The sequence below is a fragment of the Aliiroseovarius sp. M344 genome (assembly GCF_025140835.1).
Lineage (GTDB): Bacteria > Pseudomonadota > Alphaproteobacteria > Rhodobacterales > Rhodobacteraceae > Aliiroseovarius.
In genome coordinates this window covers 1,819,784-1,836,862 of sequence record NZ_CP081153.1, presented here as the reverse complement: position 1 = coordinate 1,836,862, position 17,079 = coordinate 1,819,784, and the positions used below count along the sequence as shown (strand labels likewise).

Genomic DNA, 17,079 nt, shown 5'->3' with positions numbered 1-17,079 from the left:
GTTCCAGCCGGGCGGGGTTTCTTTATGTGAACACATTCAAACCTCCGCATGAATACCGCGCGTTGGGGCTTTGATGGAAAAGGGAAACCTCTCATGATCTCTCGCCGTGATTTTCTTCAGGTCTCGATGGCAGCGTCGGCTTTGTATGGCGCTTCGGGCTTCGGCAACTGGGCGCGACTGGCCGCACAGCAGGCGTTGACACAAGACGATCTTCTGAAGTTTGACACGTTCGGGAATGTGAGCCTGATTCATATCACGGACATTCATGCGCAACTGAAACCGATTTTTTTCCGCGAGCCCGAGATCAATCTGGGTGTTGGTGCTGCCAAGGGGCAAATGCCACATGTCACCGGTGCCGATTTCCGCAAAGCTTACGGGATCGAAGATGGGTCGCCATCGGCTTATGCCTTGACCTATAACGATTTCTCCGCCTTGGCACAGACTTATGGCCGGGTTGGCGGGATGGACCGCGTGGCCACCGTTGTGAATGCCATTCGGGCAGAACGTCCCGATGCGCTGCTTCTGGATGGCGGCGACACATGGCACGGATCCTACACTTGCCACCACACGCAAGGACAGGACGTGGTCAATGTGATGAACGCGCTGAAGCCCGACGCAATGACTTTCCACTGGGAATTCACGCTGGGATCAGAGCGGGTGAATGAGATTGTCGAGGGATTGCCCTTTGCCGCCTTGGGTCAGAACATCTTTGACGCAGAGTGGGACGAGCCTGCCGAATTGTTCAAACCATACAAGTTCTTCGAACGCGGTGGTGTAAAGGTCGCGGTGATCGGCCAAGCGTTCCCCTATATGCCGATTGCCAACCCCGGTTGGATGTTCCCGGAATACTCGTTTGGTATTCGCGACGAAAACATGCAAGCGATGGTGGACGAAGTGCGCGCCGCCGGCGCTGAACTGGTTGTGGTGCTCAGCCATAACGGCTTTGACGTGGACAAGAAGATGGCCAGCAAAGTCACCGGCATCGACGTTATCTTGTCGGGTCACACCCATGATGCGCTGCCTGAACCGGTGCAGGTGGAACAGACGTTCATCATTGCCTCAGGGTCCAACTCCAAGTTTGTCAGCCGCGTCGATCTGGATGTGCGCGATGGCAAAATGATGGGCATACGCCACAAGCTGATTCCGATCTTTGCGGACGTGATCACGCCAGATGCGACCATTACGCAGCTGATTGACGAACAACGCGCGCCTTATAAGGCCGAACTGGAAGAGGTAATCGGCACCACCGACACGCTTCTTTATCGTCGCGGCAATTTCAATGGGTCGTGGGATGATCTGATCTGCGACGCGCTGATCAACGAACGCGAGGCTGACATCGCCATGTCACCGGGTGTGCGTTGGGGGCCGTCGATCCTGCCGGGGCAGGAGATCACGCGCGAAGACATCTGGAACGTGACCTCGATGTCCTATGGCAAGGCCTATCGGTCCGAGATGACCGGCGAGTTCATCCACACCATCCTTGAGGATGTGGCCGACAACCTGTTCAATCCCGATCCCTATTACCAGCAGGGCGGAGATATGGTGCGCATCGGTGGCATGGGCTATCGCATCGACGTGACCAAGCCGCAGGGCGACCGGATCACCGAGATGACATTGTTGAAAACAGGCGAGGCAATCGATCCGGCCAAGACCTATGTGGTCGCCGGTTGGGCATCCGTGAACGAAGGCACCGAAGGCCCGCAAATCTGGGACGTTGTCGAAAGCCACATCAAGAAGCAGGGCACCATCAAACTGGATCCGAACACGTCGGTCACAGTGACGGGAATCTGACACGTTTCGGCCCGGAGTCCTGCGGCTCCGGGCCATTTTTTCAAGCCTATCTATGCACATAGGCGAATGTTGAGATACTAGAGGAGAGATGCCAAATGAGTGACAGCTCTACAAAAACAGGCGCATCCCGCCGCGCGTTCCTGAAAGGGGCCGCCGCCACCGGGGCTGCGCTTGGCGCGGCAGGTGCAGCGCGTGCGGAAGGCGATCCGTTGATCACCGAGGTTCAGGATTGGGCCACCGGTCTGGGCGACGGCGTGGATGCGACGCCATACGGTCTGCCGATTGAATTTGAAGACGACGTGGTCCGTCGCACTGTGGAATGGCTGACAGCGGACACGATCAGTTCGATCAACTTTACGCCGATCCATGCGCTGGATGGGACGATCACCCCGCAGGGCTGTGCGTTTGAACGCCATCACTCGGGTGCGATCACGCTGAAAAAAGAAGATTATCGCCTGATGATCAACGGGCTGGTCGATACGCCGCTCGTGTTTTCTTACGAAGACCTTGAGCGTTTCCCGCGTGTTCAGCAGACCTTTTTCCTGGAATGCGCGGCCAACACCGGCATGGAATGGGCGGGCGCTCAACTGAACGGCGCGCAATACACCCACGGCATGATCCACAATATGGAATATACCGGCGTAACCCTGCGCACCCTGCTGGAAGAGGCTGGTCTGGACGCCGCGGGCGATCTTGCGGACAAGTGGGTCTATGTTGAAGGGGCCGATGCTTCGTCAAACGGGCGGTCCATCCCAATGGAAAAAGCGCTGGACGACTGCGTGGTCGCGTTCAAAGCAAATGGTGAAGCGCTTCGGATGGAGCATGGTTATCCGGTCCGTCTGGTTGTGCCCGGATGGGAAGGCAACATGTGGGTCAAATGGCTGCGCCGCATCGAGGTGATGGACGCGCCTGTGGAAAGCCGCGAAGAGACATCGAAATACACCGATACACTGGCCGATGGTACATCGCGCAAGTGGACTTGGACGATGGATGCCAAGTCGATCATCACCAGCCCCAGCCCACAAATGCCCATCACTCACGGAAAAGGCCCGCTGGTTATCACCGGGCTGGCATGGTCTGGGAATGGGGCCATCGCGGCTGTCGATGTGTCGCTGGATGGCGGTGTCACGTGGCAAGAGGCGCGTCTGGCGGAACCCGGTAAGAAGATGGCGCTGAGCCGCTTCTATCTGGATATCGACTGGGATGGGTCCGAAATGTTCCTGCAAGCGCGCGCGACGGACGACACGGGCTATGTCCAGCCCACCAAAACGCAGTTGCGCGAGGTGCGTGGCCTGAACTCAATCTATCACAACAACGGCATTCAGACATGGCATGTCAATGCGAGTGGGGAGGCGAACAATGTCGAAGTTTCCTAAATTTCTGATGGCAACAGCCATCGCCACCCTGACAGCCGCCCCCGCGATGGCTGAAAAGCTGGGTCTGGGTCGCGCGGCCACGGCGGATGAGGTTGCGGCCTGGGATCTGGATGTTTTCCCTGACGGCTCAAACTTGCCAGAGGGCGCGGGAGACGTGCTGACCGGCGAAGAGGTTTTTGCCGATAACTGTGCCTCATGCCACGGCGATTTTGCCGAAGGTGTCGGCAATTGGCCGAAGCTCGCTGGTGGCGCGGATACGCTTGACCATACCGACCCGTTGAAAACTGTAGGGTCTTATTGGCCCTATCTGTCGACCACGTTCGACTATGTGCGGCGCTCGATGCCATTTGGCGGGGCGCAGACGCTGTCCAACGATGATGTCTATGCGATTGTGGCCTATATTCTGTATTCGAACGATCTGGTTGATGAAGACTTTGAGTTGTCCAAAGAGACATTCTTGGACGTCGAAATGCCGAATGCAAACGGGTTCATTGTCGACGATCGTGCTGAAACTGAATACGGCGTGTTCACCAACCGCTGCATGAGCGATTGCAAAACAGGTCCGGTTGAAATCACGCGCAACGTGGTCTTCAAGGGCGATCCAAACGCGGGCGCCGAGGCGGATGAAGTGATAACGGCCGCTCCGGCCCCCGAAGCCCCGACAGAAGACGCCGCAGCACCTGCCGCGGAAGCAGCCGCACCTGTTGCCGCTGCCTTCGATGCAGACCTCGCCGCAGCGGGCGAGAAAGTGTTCAAGAAATGCAAAGCCTGCCACAAGATTGGCGACGGCGCGAAAAACGGCGTTGGACCCATGCTGAATGGCGTCTGGGGTCGAACCGCTGGCACTGTTGACGGCTTCAAATACTCCAAGCCGATGATGGCGGCCGGTGAAGGCGGGTTGGCCTGGGACACAGAAACGCTTTCGGGCTATCTGGCCAACCCGCGCAAATACCTGAAGGGCAACAAGATGACCTTCGCCGGGCTGAAAAAGGACGCAGATATCGAGGCGATCCTCGAATTTCTGAAATCCCACAGCCAGTAAACTTGTTCATACCCCGACCTGGGCGCTGTTGGTTTCCAACGGCGCCCTTTTTTGTTCGGGATATTTGGTGGGCGGGGCAAGTTGTGATAAGATTTCACCAAATGAGTTGATGTGGATTCAGGGGCCAGACCGCTCCCGACCGCGACGAGATCATGGGAGGTTTCAATGCGTTTTCTTTCTGTATTTCTTAGTGTTATCTGCTTCACCTTCACGACACATGCGACGGCGGCTGAGCTAGGGGATGACGGTCTACACAAGCAACCGTGGTTTACCGACAGCTTTCTTGAAATGGCCGATGATCTGGCGGAAGCGGGCGGCGAGGGCAAAGACCTTTTGATCCTGATCGAGCAGCAAGGCTGCCCCTATTGCCGTGAGCTGCACGAGGTTAACTTTGCGCGCGAGCAAATTGTAAATCACCTGACCGAAAACTTCATGGTGGTGCAACTGAACCTGTTCGGCGCGCGCGAGGTGGTTGATTTCGACGGTGAGGCCATGGAAGAACGTGATCTTGCGGTCAAATGGGGGGTGAATTTCACTCCGACTGTGGTGATTTTTCCCGCGGATGCTCCAGATACCAGTACGGCTCGGGCAGCTGAGGCGTTCCGCATGCCCGGCTATTTCAAACCCTTTCACTTCCTGAAATCATTGGAATACGTCACCTCGGATGTTTATCAGAAACAGGTTTTCCAACGCTATCTTCAGGATGTGTTCCAGCAGATGGATGAAAAAGGCGAAACGCCGGATGTTTGGTGATAGTTGCACTCTAAATGCAATCATTCTGATATGAAAATTATTGAGTGGGTTAAGTTAACGCGTTAGCCTTTTGCCATGAGACGGATTCGACACTTCAAGCTTGCCCTCACAGTCGTGCTCCTCGCCGCTTCGCCGGCGTTTTCCAATGAAATCGGAGATGCCGAGAAGGGTGAGGCGGTGTTCGACGAATGCTCAAGCTGCCATTCGGTCGGAAAAGGTGCAAAGAGCAGGGTCGGTCCACATCTGAACTTTGTTTTTGGGCGACGTGCGGCAGGGGTCGACGGCTTTAACTACTCCAAAGGTCTGACCCGCATGGGCAAGGACGGGTTGGTCTGGGATTTCGATCTGCTTGACCGCTATGTCGAAAACCCAAAAGCTTTCGCATCTGACACCCGAATGGCCTATAAGGGGTTGAAAGACGCCGGGCAACGCGCTGATTTGCTGGCATTTTTGCGCCGGTACTCGGATGATCCGGGCAATATCCCCGAAGCTGCGCCAACCGCGTCGGGAACGGATCACGCGGTCGATGCCGCGATCCTCGCCATTCAGGGCGACCCGGAATATGGCGAATACCTGTCGTCGGAATGTTCGACCTGTCACCAGCTTGATGGCGACTATGACGGCATCCCGGCCATTGTCGGTTGGCCGGCTGAGGATTTCGTGGTCGCAATGCATGCCTACAAAGACAAGTTTCGCCCGCATCCCGTGATGCAAATGATGGCGGGTCGCCTGTCAAATGACGAGATTGCCGCCCTTGCCGCCTATTTCGAGGCGGCCGGGCCATAAGCGGGCGGCCCCGGACGGGTCTGCCAAGCGCGAACGGTGCGCGCGGTTATCGCACCAAACCGGGAGGAAATTGTATGAAACTGAACAGACGTCTTTTCATGGGCGGAGCTGCGGCCGGCGCGGCTGCCGCGACCCTGTCTGCACCAATGGCGCATGCGTCAAACCATGGCAAACCCAAGGTTGTTGTGATTGGGGGCGGGGCGGGTGGCGCAACCGCTGCACGTTATATCGCCAAAGATAGCAAGGGCGAGATCGACGTGACGTTGGTCGAACCGACGCGCAGCTACTACACTTGCTTCTTCTCGAACCTTTATATGGCGGGGTTCCGTGACCTCAGCTCGATCTCGCACAGTTACGGCACGCTGGCATCTGAATATGGTGTGAACGTCGTGCATGACTGGGCGGTGAGTATCGACCGCGACGCGCGCACGGTCACTTTGGCTGGGGGGGGGACATTGTCTTATGACCGCTTGATCCTGTCACCTGGCATTGATTTCGTCGACGGCGCGGTCGAAGGCTGGGATATTTCCCACCAGAACGCCATGCCTCACGCCTATAAGGCCGGGTCGCAGTCCGAATTGCTGAAAGCGCAGATCGAGGCGATGCCGGAAGGTGGCACCTTCGCTATGGTTGCCCCACCAAACCCGTTCCGCTGCCCGCCGGGGCCATATGAGCGGATTTCGATGGTGGCGCATATTCTGAAAGCGAAGAACCCGACGGCCAAGATCATCATTGCCGACCCTAAAGACAAGTTCTCGAAAATGGCGCTGTTTCAGGAAGGCTGGGGGCGTCATTACGATGGGATGATCGACTGGATTGGCCCTGATTTTGGGGGCGACAACGTGTCGGTCAATCCCGACGCGATGACTCTGACCATTGATGGCGAAGAAACCAAAGTTGATGTGTGCAACGTTATTCCGGCGATGAAGGCGGGGCGTATTTGTGAGTTAGCAGGCATCACGGACGGCAACTGGGCGCCGGTAAACCCGCACACGATGCAAAGCCGCATGGACGAAAACATCCATGTTCTGGGCGATGCAAGTCATCAGGGCGACATGCCGAAATCTGGTTTTGCCGCCAACAGTCAGGCCAAAGTCGCGGCAATGGCGGTGCGCTCTGCGCTGACCGGGTCGAAGCTGTTTCCGGCAAAGTTCACCAACACCTGCTGGTCGCTGATTGACAGTGATGATGGCGTGAAAGTGGGCGCGAGTTATGAGGCCACCGACGAAAAGATCGCCAAGGTGGACGGGTTTATCAGCCAGACCGGCGAGGATGCCGAATTGCGTAAGGCTACTTACGAGGAAAGCATCGGCTGGTATGCCGGAATAACCTCCGACATGTTTGGCTGATTTAGTTGTAAATATTCGGCAGGTCGAATATGATAAACGTGATAGCGGGGTCCGGTTTCTCGGACCCCGTCATATGTCTGGGGCTTTGCGCGAACGGCCCTCATTTTTGGAGGAATAGACATGCGCAAGACACTTTCTGTGGCGCTTGCCAGCGCCACCCTGTTAGCAGCACCCGCCTTTGCTGATGGCCACGGCATGCAGGAAACTGATCAGGCCATCACTTATGCTTTTGATGGTGCCTTCGATGACGCGACCTTCGCGGTCGAATCTGCCATTGTCGGCAAAGGGCTGGTCATCGACTATGTCAGCCACACCGGCGACATGATGGAGCGCACGAAGGCCGATGTGGGCTCGGATGTGACGATCTTTGATGGCGCAGACATTTTCCTGTTCTGCTCGGCGCAAACCAGCCGCGAGGTGATGGAGGCCGACCCGATGAATATCGCCTTCTGCCCCTACGGTATTTTTGTGACCGACACCGAGGGCGATGTCCGCGTCGGGTATCGCAAATATCCTGACGGAGACATGCAAAAGGTTCAGGCCCTTCTGGACGAGATTGTGAAAGAGGCTGTCGCGGACTAGGCGATGCAGACACCCTTGTAAAATCATACCCCGCGTGCCCGAATGGCAGGCGGGGTTTTTCGTGACGTTACGGCCAAACAAAAAACATTCAAAAAAATGAATGTAAGTCTTGTAGCAGCGCGTGACCCACACTAATTTAGCAATGCGAACGAAAACTTGGTGAGGCAAGACATGATCGAAACCGAATTTACACCTCTGGCATCCGCCCTCGGCGGCGCACTGATTGGCTTGGCCTCTGTGTTCCTGATGTGGCTGCGCGGCAACGTGTTTGGCGCGACGGGTATCCTTGCGGGCTTTTTGCAGCCCAGCAGCTCGACCGATTGGTCGTGGCGGGCCGCGATCTTGGCGGGCATGCTGACGGGACCACTCATTTATCTTTCACTGACCGGTGGTTTTCCTGAAATTCAGGTGCCTGTGTCGACGCTGTCGATGGTCGTGGGTGGATTGATCGTTGGGGTCGGTGTGACCTATGGGTCCGGCTGCACGTCAGGACATGGGGTTTGCGGCATGGCCCGGTTTTCACCGCGCTCGATCGTGGCAACCCTGACCTTTATGGCTGGCACGGCGATCATGGTCTATCTGACCCGCCACGTCTTTGGTTTGTGAGGAGAACAACAGATGAAACTTTTCCTGACATATTTGGCGGGCCTGGTTTTTGGCCTTGGGATCTCAATCTCTGGCATGGCAAACCCTGCCAAGGTGCTGAACTTTTTTGACGTCTTCGGATCTTGGGATCCAAGCCTTGCCTTCGTTATGGGCGCTGCCCTTTTGGTAGCGGCACCGGGCTATGCGCTTGTGCTGAAACGAGAAAAACCGGCCTTTGCCGAAAGCTTTAAGCTGCCGGGCACCCGGCTGATTGATCGCAAACTGGTTTTGGGCTCGTTCACCTTTGGCATTGGCTGGGGACTTGCAGGATTTTGCCCGGGCGCCTCTTTGCCCGTCATTTCAACCGGAAACCCATCGGTCCTGATTTTCACCGCAGCTTTGATTGCGGGCATGTTGTTGGCCCGCTGGATGATTGCAAACGCTGCGCGTCGCAATGACCTCGCGCAAGCAAACTAACCATTGGGCATGCTGACCGCGCCCGCGCAGACTGGAAAGGACACGTCATGAAAGACTATCCCGTCAACACCGCCCTCAAACCCGAGGTGAAAGCCTTTTTTGAGGAAGACTCGAATACCATTTCATATGTGGTGAAAGATCCCGCATCGAACGCCTGTGCCGTGATCGACAGCGTAATGGACATTGATTACGCCGCGGGCCGGATCACCCATGATCATGCGGATGAGATCATCGCCTATATCAAAGCCGAGGGGCTTGAGCTGGAATGGTTGATCGAAACCCATGTCCACGCGGATCACCTGTCGGCTGCGCCTTATATCCAGCAAGAGCTGGGCGGCAAGATCGGCATTGGAAGCCAGATCACCGTCGTGCAAGAGGTGTTCGGCAAAGTCTTCAACGAAGGCACCGAATTCCAGCGTGACGGCAGCCAGTTTGACCGACTGTTTGAGGATGGTGACACCTACAAGATCGGCGCGATGGAGGCATTTGTGATGCACACGCCGGGCCACACGCCCGCCTGTATGGTGCATGTGATTGGTAATGCTGGATTTGTGGGCGACACGCTGTTCATGCCGGATGGCGGATCTGCGCGCGCTGATTTCCCCGGTGGGGACGCAGGAGAGCTGTATGACTCGATCCAGAAGGTGTTGGCACTGCCTGATGAGACACGGCTGTTCATGTGCCACGACTACGGCCCGAACGGACGCGATATTCAGTGGGAAACCTCGGTGGCGGACGAGAAAGAGCACAACATTCATGTGGGCGGTGGCAAGTCCAAAGACGAATTCGTGAAATTCCGCACCGAACGCGACGCTCAGCTGGACATGCCGCGGCTGATCATTCCGTCGCTGCAGGTTAATATGCGCGCGGGCGACATGCCGCCTGCGGACAAAGACGGTAAAACGTTCCTCAAAGTGCCCGTGAACACGCTTTGAATTGATGCTTGGAAAGGCAGACTGATGCAAATGAGAAAACTGGATGACCGGGTGACGGTCTCGCCACAGATTACCGTGGATGATATTCCGGCGATTAAGGCGGCGGGCTTCACTGTGGTGATGTGCAACCGCCCTGATGGGGAAGAACCCGGTCAGCCTAACTGGGCCGAGATCAGCGCGGCGGCGCAGGCAGCTGGGTTGACCACGTCGTTCTTGCCGATGTCAAACCGCGAAGACGCCTTTGCAGTGATGGACGAATTTCGACATGTGGTCGATTCCGCGCCCGGACCCGTTTTCGCCTATTGTCGATCGGGCACACGCTGCGAAATCCTTTGGATGACCGCGCAGGCCAACGCTTAAACTAGATGGGGCAACCCTCTGGAATAATTTAGGAAACCTCTCATGAAACCCGAGCTAAGATCGGTGGCGTCCGGCGCTGCCCTTAGACGCTATTTGCCAATTCTCGACTGGGGATCGCGCTATGACAACACGGCGCTGACCTCGGATCTGGTGGCGGCGGTGATTGTGACGATCATGTTGATCCCGCAATCGCTGGCCTATGCGCTGCTGGCGGGCCTGCCCGCCGAGATGGGGCTTTACGCCTCGATCCTGCCTTTGGTCGCCTATGCGATCTTCGGCACCTCGCGTGCCTTGGCTGTGGGGCCGGTTGCGGTGGTCAGTTTGATGACTGCGGCGGCTGTGGGCAATCTTGGCTTGGACAATCCGGCGGAATACGCAGCGGCGGCGATCACGCTGGCATTTCTGTCGGGGCTGATCCTTCTGGTCATGGGCATGTTCCGTCTAGGGTTCCTGGCAAATTTCCTGAGCCACCCGGTGATTGCAGGTTTTATCACGGCGTCCGGGCTTCTGATCGCCACAAGTCAGCTGAAACACATCCTTGGGATCGACGCGCATGGGCATTCCCTTTTTGATCTGCTCGGATCGCTGTTTGCGCATGTGTCGCAGACAAATCTGATCACCCTCGCCATCGGCGTCGCCACTGTCGCGTTTCTGTTCTGGGTGCGTAAGGGATTGAAACCCTTGCTGCTTTCCTTCGGCCTTGGCCCGCGCCTGGCGGAAGTTCTGGCGAAAGCCGGACCGGTGGGGGCTGTTGCGGTCACGACACTGCTCAGCTGGGGATTTGATCTGCAATCCAAAGGTGTCGCTATCGTTGGCGATGTGCCGCAAGGCCTGCCGCCGCTGACTTTTCCCAGCTTCGATGCGGACCTTTGGACCAGCCTGTTTGGCTCAGCCTTACTGATTTCCATCATCGGGTTTGTCGAAAGTATCTCTGTCGCGCAAACGCTGGCAGCCAAGAAGCGTCAGCGCATCGTGCCGGATCAGGAACTTGTCGGGCTGGGTGCGTCGAACATCGCAGCGGCCATGTCGGGTGGCTATCCGGTCACCGGGGGCTTTGCGCGGTCTGTCGTCAATTTTGACGCTGGCGCAGAAACACCGGCAGCCGGCGCCTTTACTGCCATCGGCATTGCCGCAGCGGCGTTGTTTTTAACGCCACTGCTGTTCTTCCTGCCGACGGCCACGTTGGCGGCCACCATCATCGTGGCCGTGCTGAGCCTTGTTGATTTCCACATCCTGAAAGCCACCTGGGCCTATCACCGCGCTGATTTCACCGCCGTTCTGGCGACCATTCTGCTGACGCTCAGCTTCGGGGTCGAAATCGGTGTGTCAGCGGGCGTTGTGCTGTCGATCGTACTGTATCTGTACAAAACCTCGCGGCCCCATATTGCCGAGGTTGGGTTGATCCCCGGCACCCAGCATTTCCGCAACATCAACCGCCATGCGGTGTTGACCCATCCGGAACTTGTAACGCTGCGGCTGGATGAGAACCTCTATTTCGCCAATGCGCGGTTCATTGAGGATTATCTGCTGGCCCGCGTTGCAAAAGGGGGGCTCAAACATGTCGTGCTGATGTGCTCGGCCGTGAATGAGATTGACCTGTCCGCGCTGGAAACGCTGGAAGAACTGAACCGCCAGTTGGATGATGCCGGGATCACTCTGAGCTTGTCCGAGGTCAAAGGCCCGGTGATGGATCGCCTGATGCGGACCGATTTCGTGTCAAAACTGTCGGGCTGCGTCTACCTGACCCAATTTGCGGCCATGCAGGCACTTGGGCCAGTGGATGGGGCGGTTCCCGTCTGTAACGGGCAGGGCGACGCTGCGTAACTTTGGGGCGCGCGCCGGGATTTATTGAACGCTTGTGCAATTCTTGCTAGGGCCTGACAATCAGTTCACGGAGGGTCCCCCATGCAGATCACTGAAAACACCGTTGTCACCGTCACTGGCGGGGCGTCCGGACTTGGCGGCGCTGTGGCCGAAGCGTTGGCCAATGCGGGCGCAAAAGTGGGCATATTTGACCTGAACGAAGACGCAGGCCAAGCGATGGCCGCAAAAATCGGTGGCGCGTTTGCCAAGGTGGATGTCTCTGACCCCGCATCGGTTGCTGAAGGGTTCAAGGCATTGCGCACAGCACTTGGGCAAGAACGTGTGATGGTGAATTGCGCGGGCATTGCGCCCGCATCAAAAACCCAGTCGAAGGGCGAACCGCACGATCCTGCGATTTTCGCCAAGACCATCAGCGTGAACCTGATCGGAACGTTTAACTGTGCCAGCCAGGCGGCGGCAGGCATGGCATCAATGGACCCAGTCACGGCAGACGGTGAACGCGGGGTGATCATCAACACCGCCTCAATCGCTGCGTTTGACGGCCAAATCGGGCAACTGGCCTATGCCGCGTCAAAAGGGGGCGTGGTGGGCATGACCCTGCCCATGGCGCGCGACCTGATGCGTGACGGCATCCGTGTTATGACCATCGCACCGGGCATTTTCAAAACGCCGATGGTCGCAGGCCTCCCGCAAGAGGTGCAAGACAGCCTCGGCGCACAGGTTCCGTTCCCGTCACGTTTGGGCGACCCCGCGGAATATGCTGCCATGGTGCGCCACATCGTTGAAAACAGCATGCTAAACGGCGAAGTGATCCGGCTGGACGGCGCGATCCGAATGGCACCGCGGTAATATCCCAGCATTGATGCAGGCACAGGGGGTCAAGCCGCTAGCGTCTGTCGCATTGTTGGCTTATGAAGCGCGCGATGTTGACGCACACTGAAATACGCAAAGCAGCCCGCTTGTCGGTCGCCCCCATGATGGATGGGGGCCACGCATTCTAAATCCCCTTGTTTTACAGGGCATAAGCGTTGTGGTTGGTTTGAGTAGCACTGTTTGTAGCACCAGGTTCCAATCAGTCGGTGTGTTTTGAGATGAGCTCTTCGAGGATTGCGTCAACGACATCGTCTGTGGCAGCTTTTGGGAGAATGAGGGTGCGGCCGGTATCGGTAGTCAAAATGCATCCTACCTTGACTTCCACCAGAACACGCTTCAGCGCATCGACTTCAGTTTTGGCCTTGTCACGCTTTGCACGGTCCATGAAGTTCGTGATTGCGTCGATCGTCGATGGCAACGTCAGGATGATGCTGCTTAGTCCGACCGCAACGGTAAAGGGATCAATCCGCTGGCTTTGAGCATTCGGTGAGACTTGTTCTTCTAATGGAACGGCCCCCAGGCTTGCAAACATGTGTTCAGTCTGTGAACGCGCAGATGCAATGTCGGCACCGGTCAGCTGAATCTTCATGTTTGGTCATCCCTCTCAGCAGTTTTTAAGATTTCTGCCCTTAGAGCTTGGCAATGATAAATATCGGACTGGTCGCCGAACTCATCGTATGCCTGTTCAGCCAGGTCCAATACCCCCAAAGCATCGACTGTTTGGCCGCCCAGGGCCAATACCTGGGCCAGTAATTCCCCACTAATTCCCGTAAAAAGTTGGTCGTCGAGTTTGTGGCTGATGATAAACGAATCGGTCAATTCGTCTACGATCACCTGCAAGTCACCAGGTTCGAGATCGTCACGCAGCAACCTAATCTTGGCGCAGTGGTAACGGATATACGCGATCATGTGACTGTCTTGCATGTGTTCTGCTTCCGGAAGGCGGGACAGATGTAGATCCAGCGCCCCGTCGAGGTCGCCCTGTTCCTGCAGGATATCGGCGATCTTTCCTTGGGCGATGACGAATTCGCGCTTGTCGCCAAGGGCCTCCAAAATCGGAAGTTGTTCCTGCTCGAAGATGCGGCGGGCTTCGGCGAGGTCGCCCTGTTGCCACAAGATATCAGCGATCCTTCCGCGGGCGATGGCGATGGCGCGCCTGTCGCCAAGGGCCTCGTAAATCGGGAGTTCTTCCTGCTCGTGGATGCGGCGGGCCTCAGCGAACTCGCCTTGATCCTGCAGGATACTGGCGATCTGCCCGTGGGTCTTGGCGATTTGGCGCTTTTCGCCGAGGGCCTCCAAAATCGGGAGTTCTTCCTCCTCGCGGATACGGCGGGCCTCATCGAAGTTGCCTTGTCCCTGCAGGATAAGGGCGATCCGCCCGCAGGTTCTGGCGACGAAATAGCGGTCACCGAGGGCCTCGTAAAGCGGGAGTGTTTCCTGCTCGCAGATGCGGCGAGCCTCGTCGAACTCGCCCCGTGTCCGTAAGATATCGGCGATCTTTCCCTGGGTGATAGCGATGGAGCGCGTGTCGCCGAGGGCTTCGAATGCCGGGAGTTCTTCTTCCTCGAGGATACGTAGGGCTTCGTCACTGTCGCCCCGCATCGCTAAGATATAGGCTAAATCTCCGCGGACAATGGCGACATCGCGTTTGTCGCCGCTTTCTTGCAGTAGACCAATGGCTTCTTCGTAGCTGCTTATCGCCTGACCAATGTTGCCTTGGATATTCTGCCGATTGCCGCGCAGCGCCAGGAATTGACCCCGGTCGAACGGGGTGAGATCATCCCGCCGCAGTGTTGCCTCGATGATTCTCTCCTCGATCTCGACCTCGCCAAGTGCGTGTGCCGCAACTACCAATTTGCCGGGCAATATTGGTCCGGGGATGTGGCCCATTTGCTCCAGACGTTCCAGTGCGGCCATACCAAGTTTAAGCGCGGCGCCGGCATCTTCTCGAATATTGAAAAGAAATGCCATGGCCGCCGCCGCTGCAGCCTCCAAGATCTCCGGGTCCGGATCGGAAGCTTCGAGACCCAGGCGCGCTGCCTCGAGCCCGCGCGGGTCCAGTGGGAAATCTCCCTCGTCATCTCTCCAAGCCGCGCTTAGGTCCGCCAACACTGGGGTGCTGATCTGGGACACATCTCCCTCGGTTAGTGTCTCCTCCAGCGAACGCGCAAGTGGATTAACCGCGTGATGCGGTAGGTCTAGTGTATCCGTCCAAGGGGATATCGCTCCCCAATCATCAACAAGACCGAGCGCCAGCAACCGATCGAGTGCCGCCTCGGGCTCCGCAATGCCGCTTGTGCCAATCGCGGTCAGCAGGGCAGGTCGTGGGATCGGCACATCTTCGGAAAAGATCGCAGCGGCGCCAAGTGCGCGTCGCTGCGTTCCAGTGAGCGCGTCGGCGTAAACTTCGAATGTCATGCGGGCGAAGAAATCCCCGAGATCGGTTCCTGGTGGTGGCGTCTCACCGCTTTGCTGGAAGTTCCGTATTTGCTCGATGGCCCGCTGTGCCGCGGCTTCTTCGTCGTTCAGGATCGTGCCAGTTAGCACGTCCTGCAAGCCGGGGCTGCCGGCCGAGACCTCGAGCGCTTCATTGATCAGTGCCGCGCGATGCGACAGAAGTTCGACTTTGTCTTCTGCCGTCGCCTTGGCGCGGACCTGCTTTGCGCGTTCCCGTCCCTCCATCGGCACCAGAGGAACGCGCAGCAAGATCTCGTCGAGTCTGCATGCACCGGCGTCTTTGGCCACGAAGTCGAACCGTGAGGTGACTAGGAGCCTCGACGCACTCTGCGCTTCTGATACCGCTTGGAGTAAAGACAGAACTGCGTCTCGGCAGTCCGGACGCGGAGTGATCTCAGCGGTATCCGTAGAGGGTGGCAGCAGTGACTGTTCGAAATCGTCGAGCACAAGCAGGACCGGATGGGTGTTCAGGTGTCCGCGCAGCAGGCGACGAAAGATGTCGCTGATCACGGTTGGGTTTTGGGCAATCTCTTCTTCCCAGAGCACGAGTTCTTCGCGGATTGTTCGGGCTTCGGAATAGTCCTCGAGATCGTCGGCGATCTCGTTGAGCACCTTGCGCAACGCCTCAAAAATCGTGCGGGCCGTGCAGATGCCATAGACGACTGCCACCCGATAACCCGTCGTTCTGCTGGCAACACGTGCAGCCAGGCTCGACTTGCCGAGGTTGCCCATGCCATGGATCACCACGCCCTTCGTGCCGCTCCGGAAGGCGGCAATGATGCGCTGGATCTCGCGCCGACGGCCAACAAACCTGTCCCGGCTTGCGACCGGAACTCGCCGGTCCCCGCCAAGAAAAGCCTGCTCTGTATCTGGGCGGGCAGGTCGCGCGGCTGCAGCACGAGGATCGCAAATCGGACCGCCTCCACCTGGCCCGAGATAAACCCGCGCAAGGTGCCAGTGGGCGCCGATCATTGCATTTTCTGGAGATCGTTCACGCAGTAACGTGCGACGGGCCTTCGCGGCAGCTATGGGGGCTGTGTCACCTTTCGAAACCTCCTGATAGAAGGTCTCGGCAAAGAGGGCGGCTTCGCTGTCATAGACTGAGCCGTCCCAGCCCAAGACATTTGCCGTGAACCCTGAGATCTGTCGGGCGAAGGGATCGGCAAGGTCAGGACTCGCCTCGCTATCGGGTGAATCTGTGTCCCGCCTGACTGTGCTGTCGCTGATTACATCACGGCGAAATCCCTCGGGGAGGGGACGCCCACGACCTTCGCCGCGCTCGGCCGTGCGACAAGCCGAGAGAAATAGCAGTGGTGGCATCTGGCCGAGTTTGGTCTTTAGGCGGTCGACCGTGACCGGATCTGCTTCACCTTCATCGGTCTCAAGGAAAATCACCGGCTGAGGTGAAGCGTTCTCCTGCGATAGGATGTTGCCATGGCAGCTGAGATGCAGCGCTTCGAAGGGACCCTCGAGTCGCGCGGCTTCAGCGAGGAATTCCAAAGAACCGCTTTCTTCGACTTGAAGGTGCACTGGCGCAGCCTGCCCGAGCTTTGGGCGGGTGGCTTGCAATATCATGGCTTCCTCGCCCTCGTGGTCGAGTGAATTCTGGCCGCGCGGTGAGGCCGCCATGAAGAGCAGAGCGATGTCTTTATGGTCCGGCATCTGAGGCTCAACAGCGCCATGTGCTTGTCGGACAACTGAAAAAAGGCGCATGTCCAATGCCAGAAAGCCATTCTGATCGGCCAGCAACTCCCAAGGTGCTGCCAGAAGCGCATCGGTCAGGTCTGCAGAATCTTGCGAAGATGTCTGAATGACAAGCTCACGCGGATCGGTAAGCATCCAGTCCGCCAACACGCCGCCCTGATCAAGCCAAGCGAACATCTCTCGGC

At 57.5% G+C, this 17,079-nt stretch carries 15 protein-coding genes; 13 read left to right on the top strand and 2 right to left on the bottom strand.

Annotated features, from left to right (window positions below; genetic code table 11):
* The first annotated feature begins 93 nt into the window (after nucleotides 1-93).
* The 13 genes from soxB (at nucleotide 94) to K3556_RS08890 (ending at nucleotide 12,709) form a co-directional block, all read left to right on the top strand.
* A complete protein-coding gene (gene soxB, locus K3556_RS08950) occupies nucleotides 94-1,791 on the top strand; it encodes a thiosulfohydrolase SoxB (protein WP_260516458.1) in 1,698 nt (565 codons plus the stop codon).
* A gap of 95 nt (nucleotides 1,792-1,886) precedes the next feature.
* Nucleotides 1,887-3,167 (top strand): sulfite dehydrogenase, encoded by a 1,281-nt coding sequence (gene soxC / locus K3556_RS08945; protein WP_260516457.1) that lies wholly within the window; start codon nucleotides 1,887-1,889, stop codon nucleotides 3,165-3,167.
* Nucleotides 3,151-4,209 (top strand): c-type cytochrome, encoded by a 1,059-nt coding sequence (locus K3556_RS08940; protein WP_260516456.1) that lies wholly within the window; start codon nucleotides 3,151-3,153, stop codon nucleotides 4,207-4,209. Before soxC ends, K3556_RS08940 begins: the two co-directional genes overlap by 17 nt.
* 165 nt (nucleotides 4,210-4,374) lie before the next feature.
* Nucleotides 4,375-4,962: a thioredoxin family protein gene (locus K3556_RS08935; RefSeq protein WP_260516455.1), complete on the top strand. Its 588-nt coding sequence runs from the start codon at nucleotides 4,375-4,377 to the stop codon at nucleotides 4,960-4,962.
* A gap of 75 nt (nucleotides 4,963-5,037) precedes the next feature.
* On the top strand, nucleotides 5,038-5,748 hold the full coding sequence (locus tag K3556_RS08930; protein WP_260516454.1) for a c-type cytochrome: 711 nt from the start codon (nucleotides 5,038-5,040) through the stop codon (nucleotides 5,746-5,748).
* Nucleotides 5,749-5,822: 74 nt separating this feature from the next.
* On the top strand, nucleotides 5,823-7,097 hold the full coding sequence (locus K3556_RS08925; protein ID WP_260516453.1) for an NAD(P)/FAD-dependent oxidoreductase: 1,275 nt from the start codon (nucleotides 5,823-5,825) through the stop codon (nucleotides 7,095-7,097).
* 195 nt (nucleotides 7,098-7,292) lie between these two features.
* On the top strand, nucleotides 7,293-7,679 hold the full coding sequence (locus K3556_RS08920) for a DUF302 domain-containing protein (RefSeq protein WP_260519209.1): 387 nt from the start codon (nucleotides 7,293-7,295) through the stop codon (nucleotides 7,677-7,679).
* 171 nt (nucleotides 7,680-7,850) lie between these two features.
* A complete protein-coding gene (locus K3556_RS08915; RefSeq protein WP_260516452.1) occupies nucleotides 7,851-8,285 on the top strand; it encodes a YeeE/YedE family protein in 435 nt (144 codons plus the stop codon).
* 12 nt (nucleotides 8,286-8,297) lie between these two features.
* On the top strand, nucleotides 8,298-8,741 hold the full coding sequence (locus K3556_RS08910) for a YeeE/YedE family protein (protein WP_260516451.1): 444 nt from the start codon (nucleotides 8,298-8,300) through the stop codon (nucleotides 8,739-8,741).
* Nucleotides 8,742-8,788: 47 nt separating this feature from the next.
* The gene (locus tag K3556_RS08905) at nucleotides 8,789-9,676 is read left to right on the top strand and encodes an MBL fold metallo-hydrolase (RefSeq protein ID WP_260516450.1); all 888 of its coding nucleotides are present in this window, start codon (nucleotides 8,789-8,791) and stop codon (nucleotides 9,674-9,676) included.
* A 30-nt stretch (nucleotides 9,677-9,706) separates the two neighbouring features.
* On the top strand, nucleotides 9,707-10,036 hold the full coding sequence (locus tag K3556_RS08900) for a TIGR01244 family sulfur transferase (RefSeq protein ID WP_260516449.1): 330 nt from the start codon (nucleotides 9,707-9,709) through the stop codon (nucleotides 10,034-10,036).
* Nucleotides 10,037-10,078: 42 nt separating this feature from the next.
* Nucleotides 10,079-11,860, top strand: coding sequence for a SulP family inorganic anion transporter (locus K3556_RS08895; RefSeq protein WP_260516448.1), 1,782 nt, complete (start codon nucleotides 10,079-10,081; stop codon nucleotides 11,858-11,860).
* 81 nt (nucleotides 11,861-11,941) lie between these two features.
* A complete protein-coding gene (locus K3556_RS08890) occupies nucleotides 11,942-12,709 on the top strand; it encodes an SDR family NAD(P)-dependent oxidoreductase (RefSeq protein ID WP_260516447.1) in 768 nt (255 codons plus the stop codon).
* Between the two features lie 223 nt (nucleotides 12,710-12,932).
* Here the strand turns inward: K3556_RS08890 and K3556_RS08885 are convergent, their stop codons facing one another.
* Both K3556_RS08885 and K3556_RS08880 read right to left on the bottom strand, forming a co-directional pair.
* Entirely contained in the window at nucleotides 12,933-13,322 is a 390-nt protein-coding gene (locus tag K3556_RS08885) for a hypothetical protein (protein ID WP_260516446.1), read from the bottom strand.
* Nucleotides 13,319-17,071 (bottom strand): tetratricopeptide repeat protein, encoded by a 3,753-nt coding sequence (locus tag K3556_RS08880; protein WP_260516445.1) that lies wholly within the window; start codon nucleotides 17,069-17,071, stop codon nucleotides 13,319-13,321. The genes K3556_RS08885 and K3556_RS08880 overlap by 4 nt, the downstream gene beginning before the upstream one ends.
* Nucleotides 17,072-17,079 lie beyond the last annotated feature (8 nt).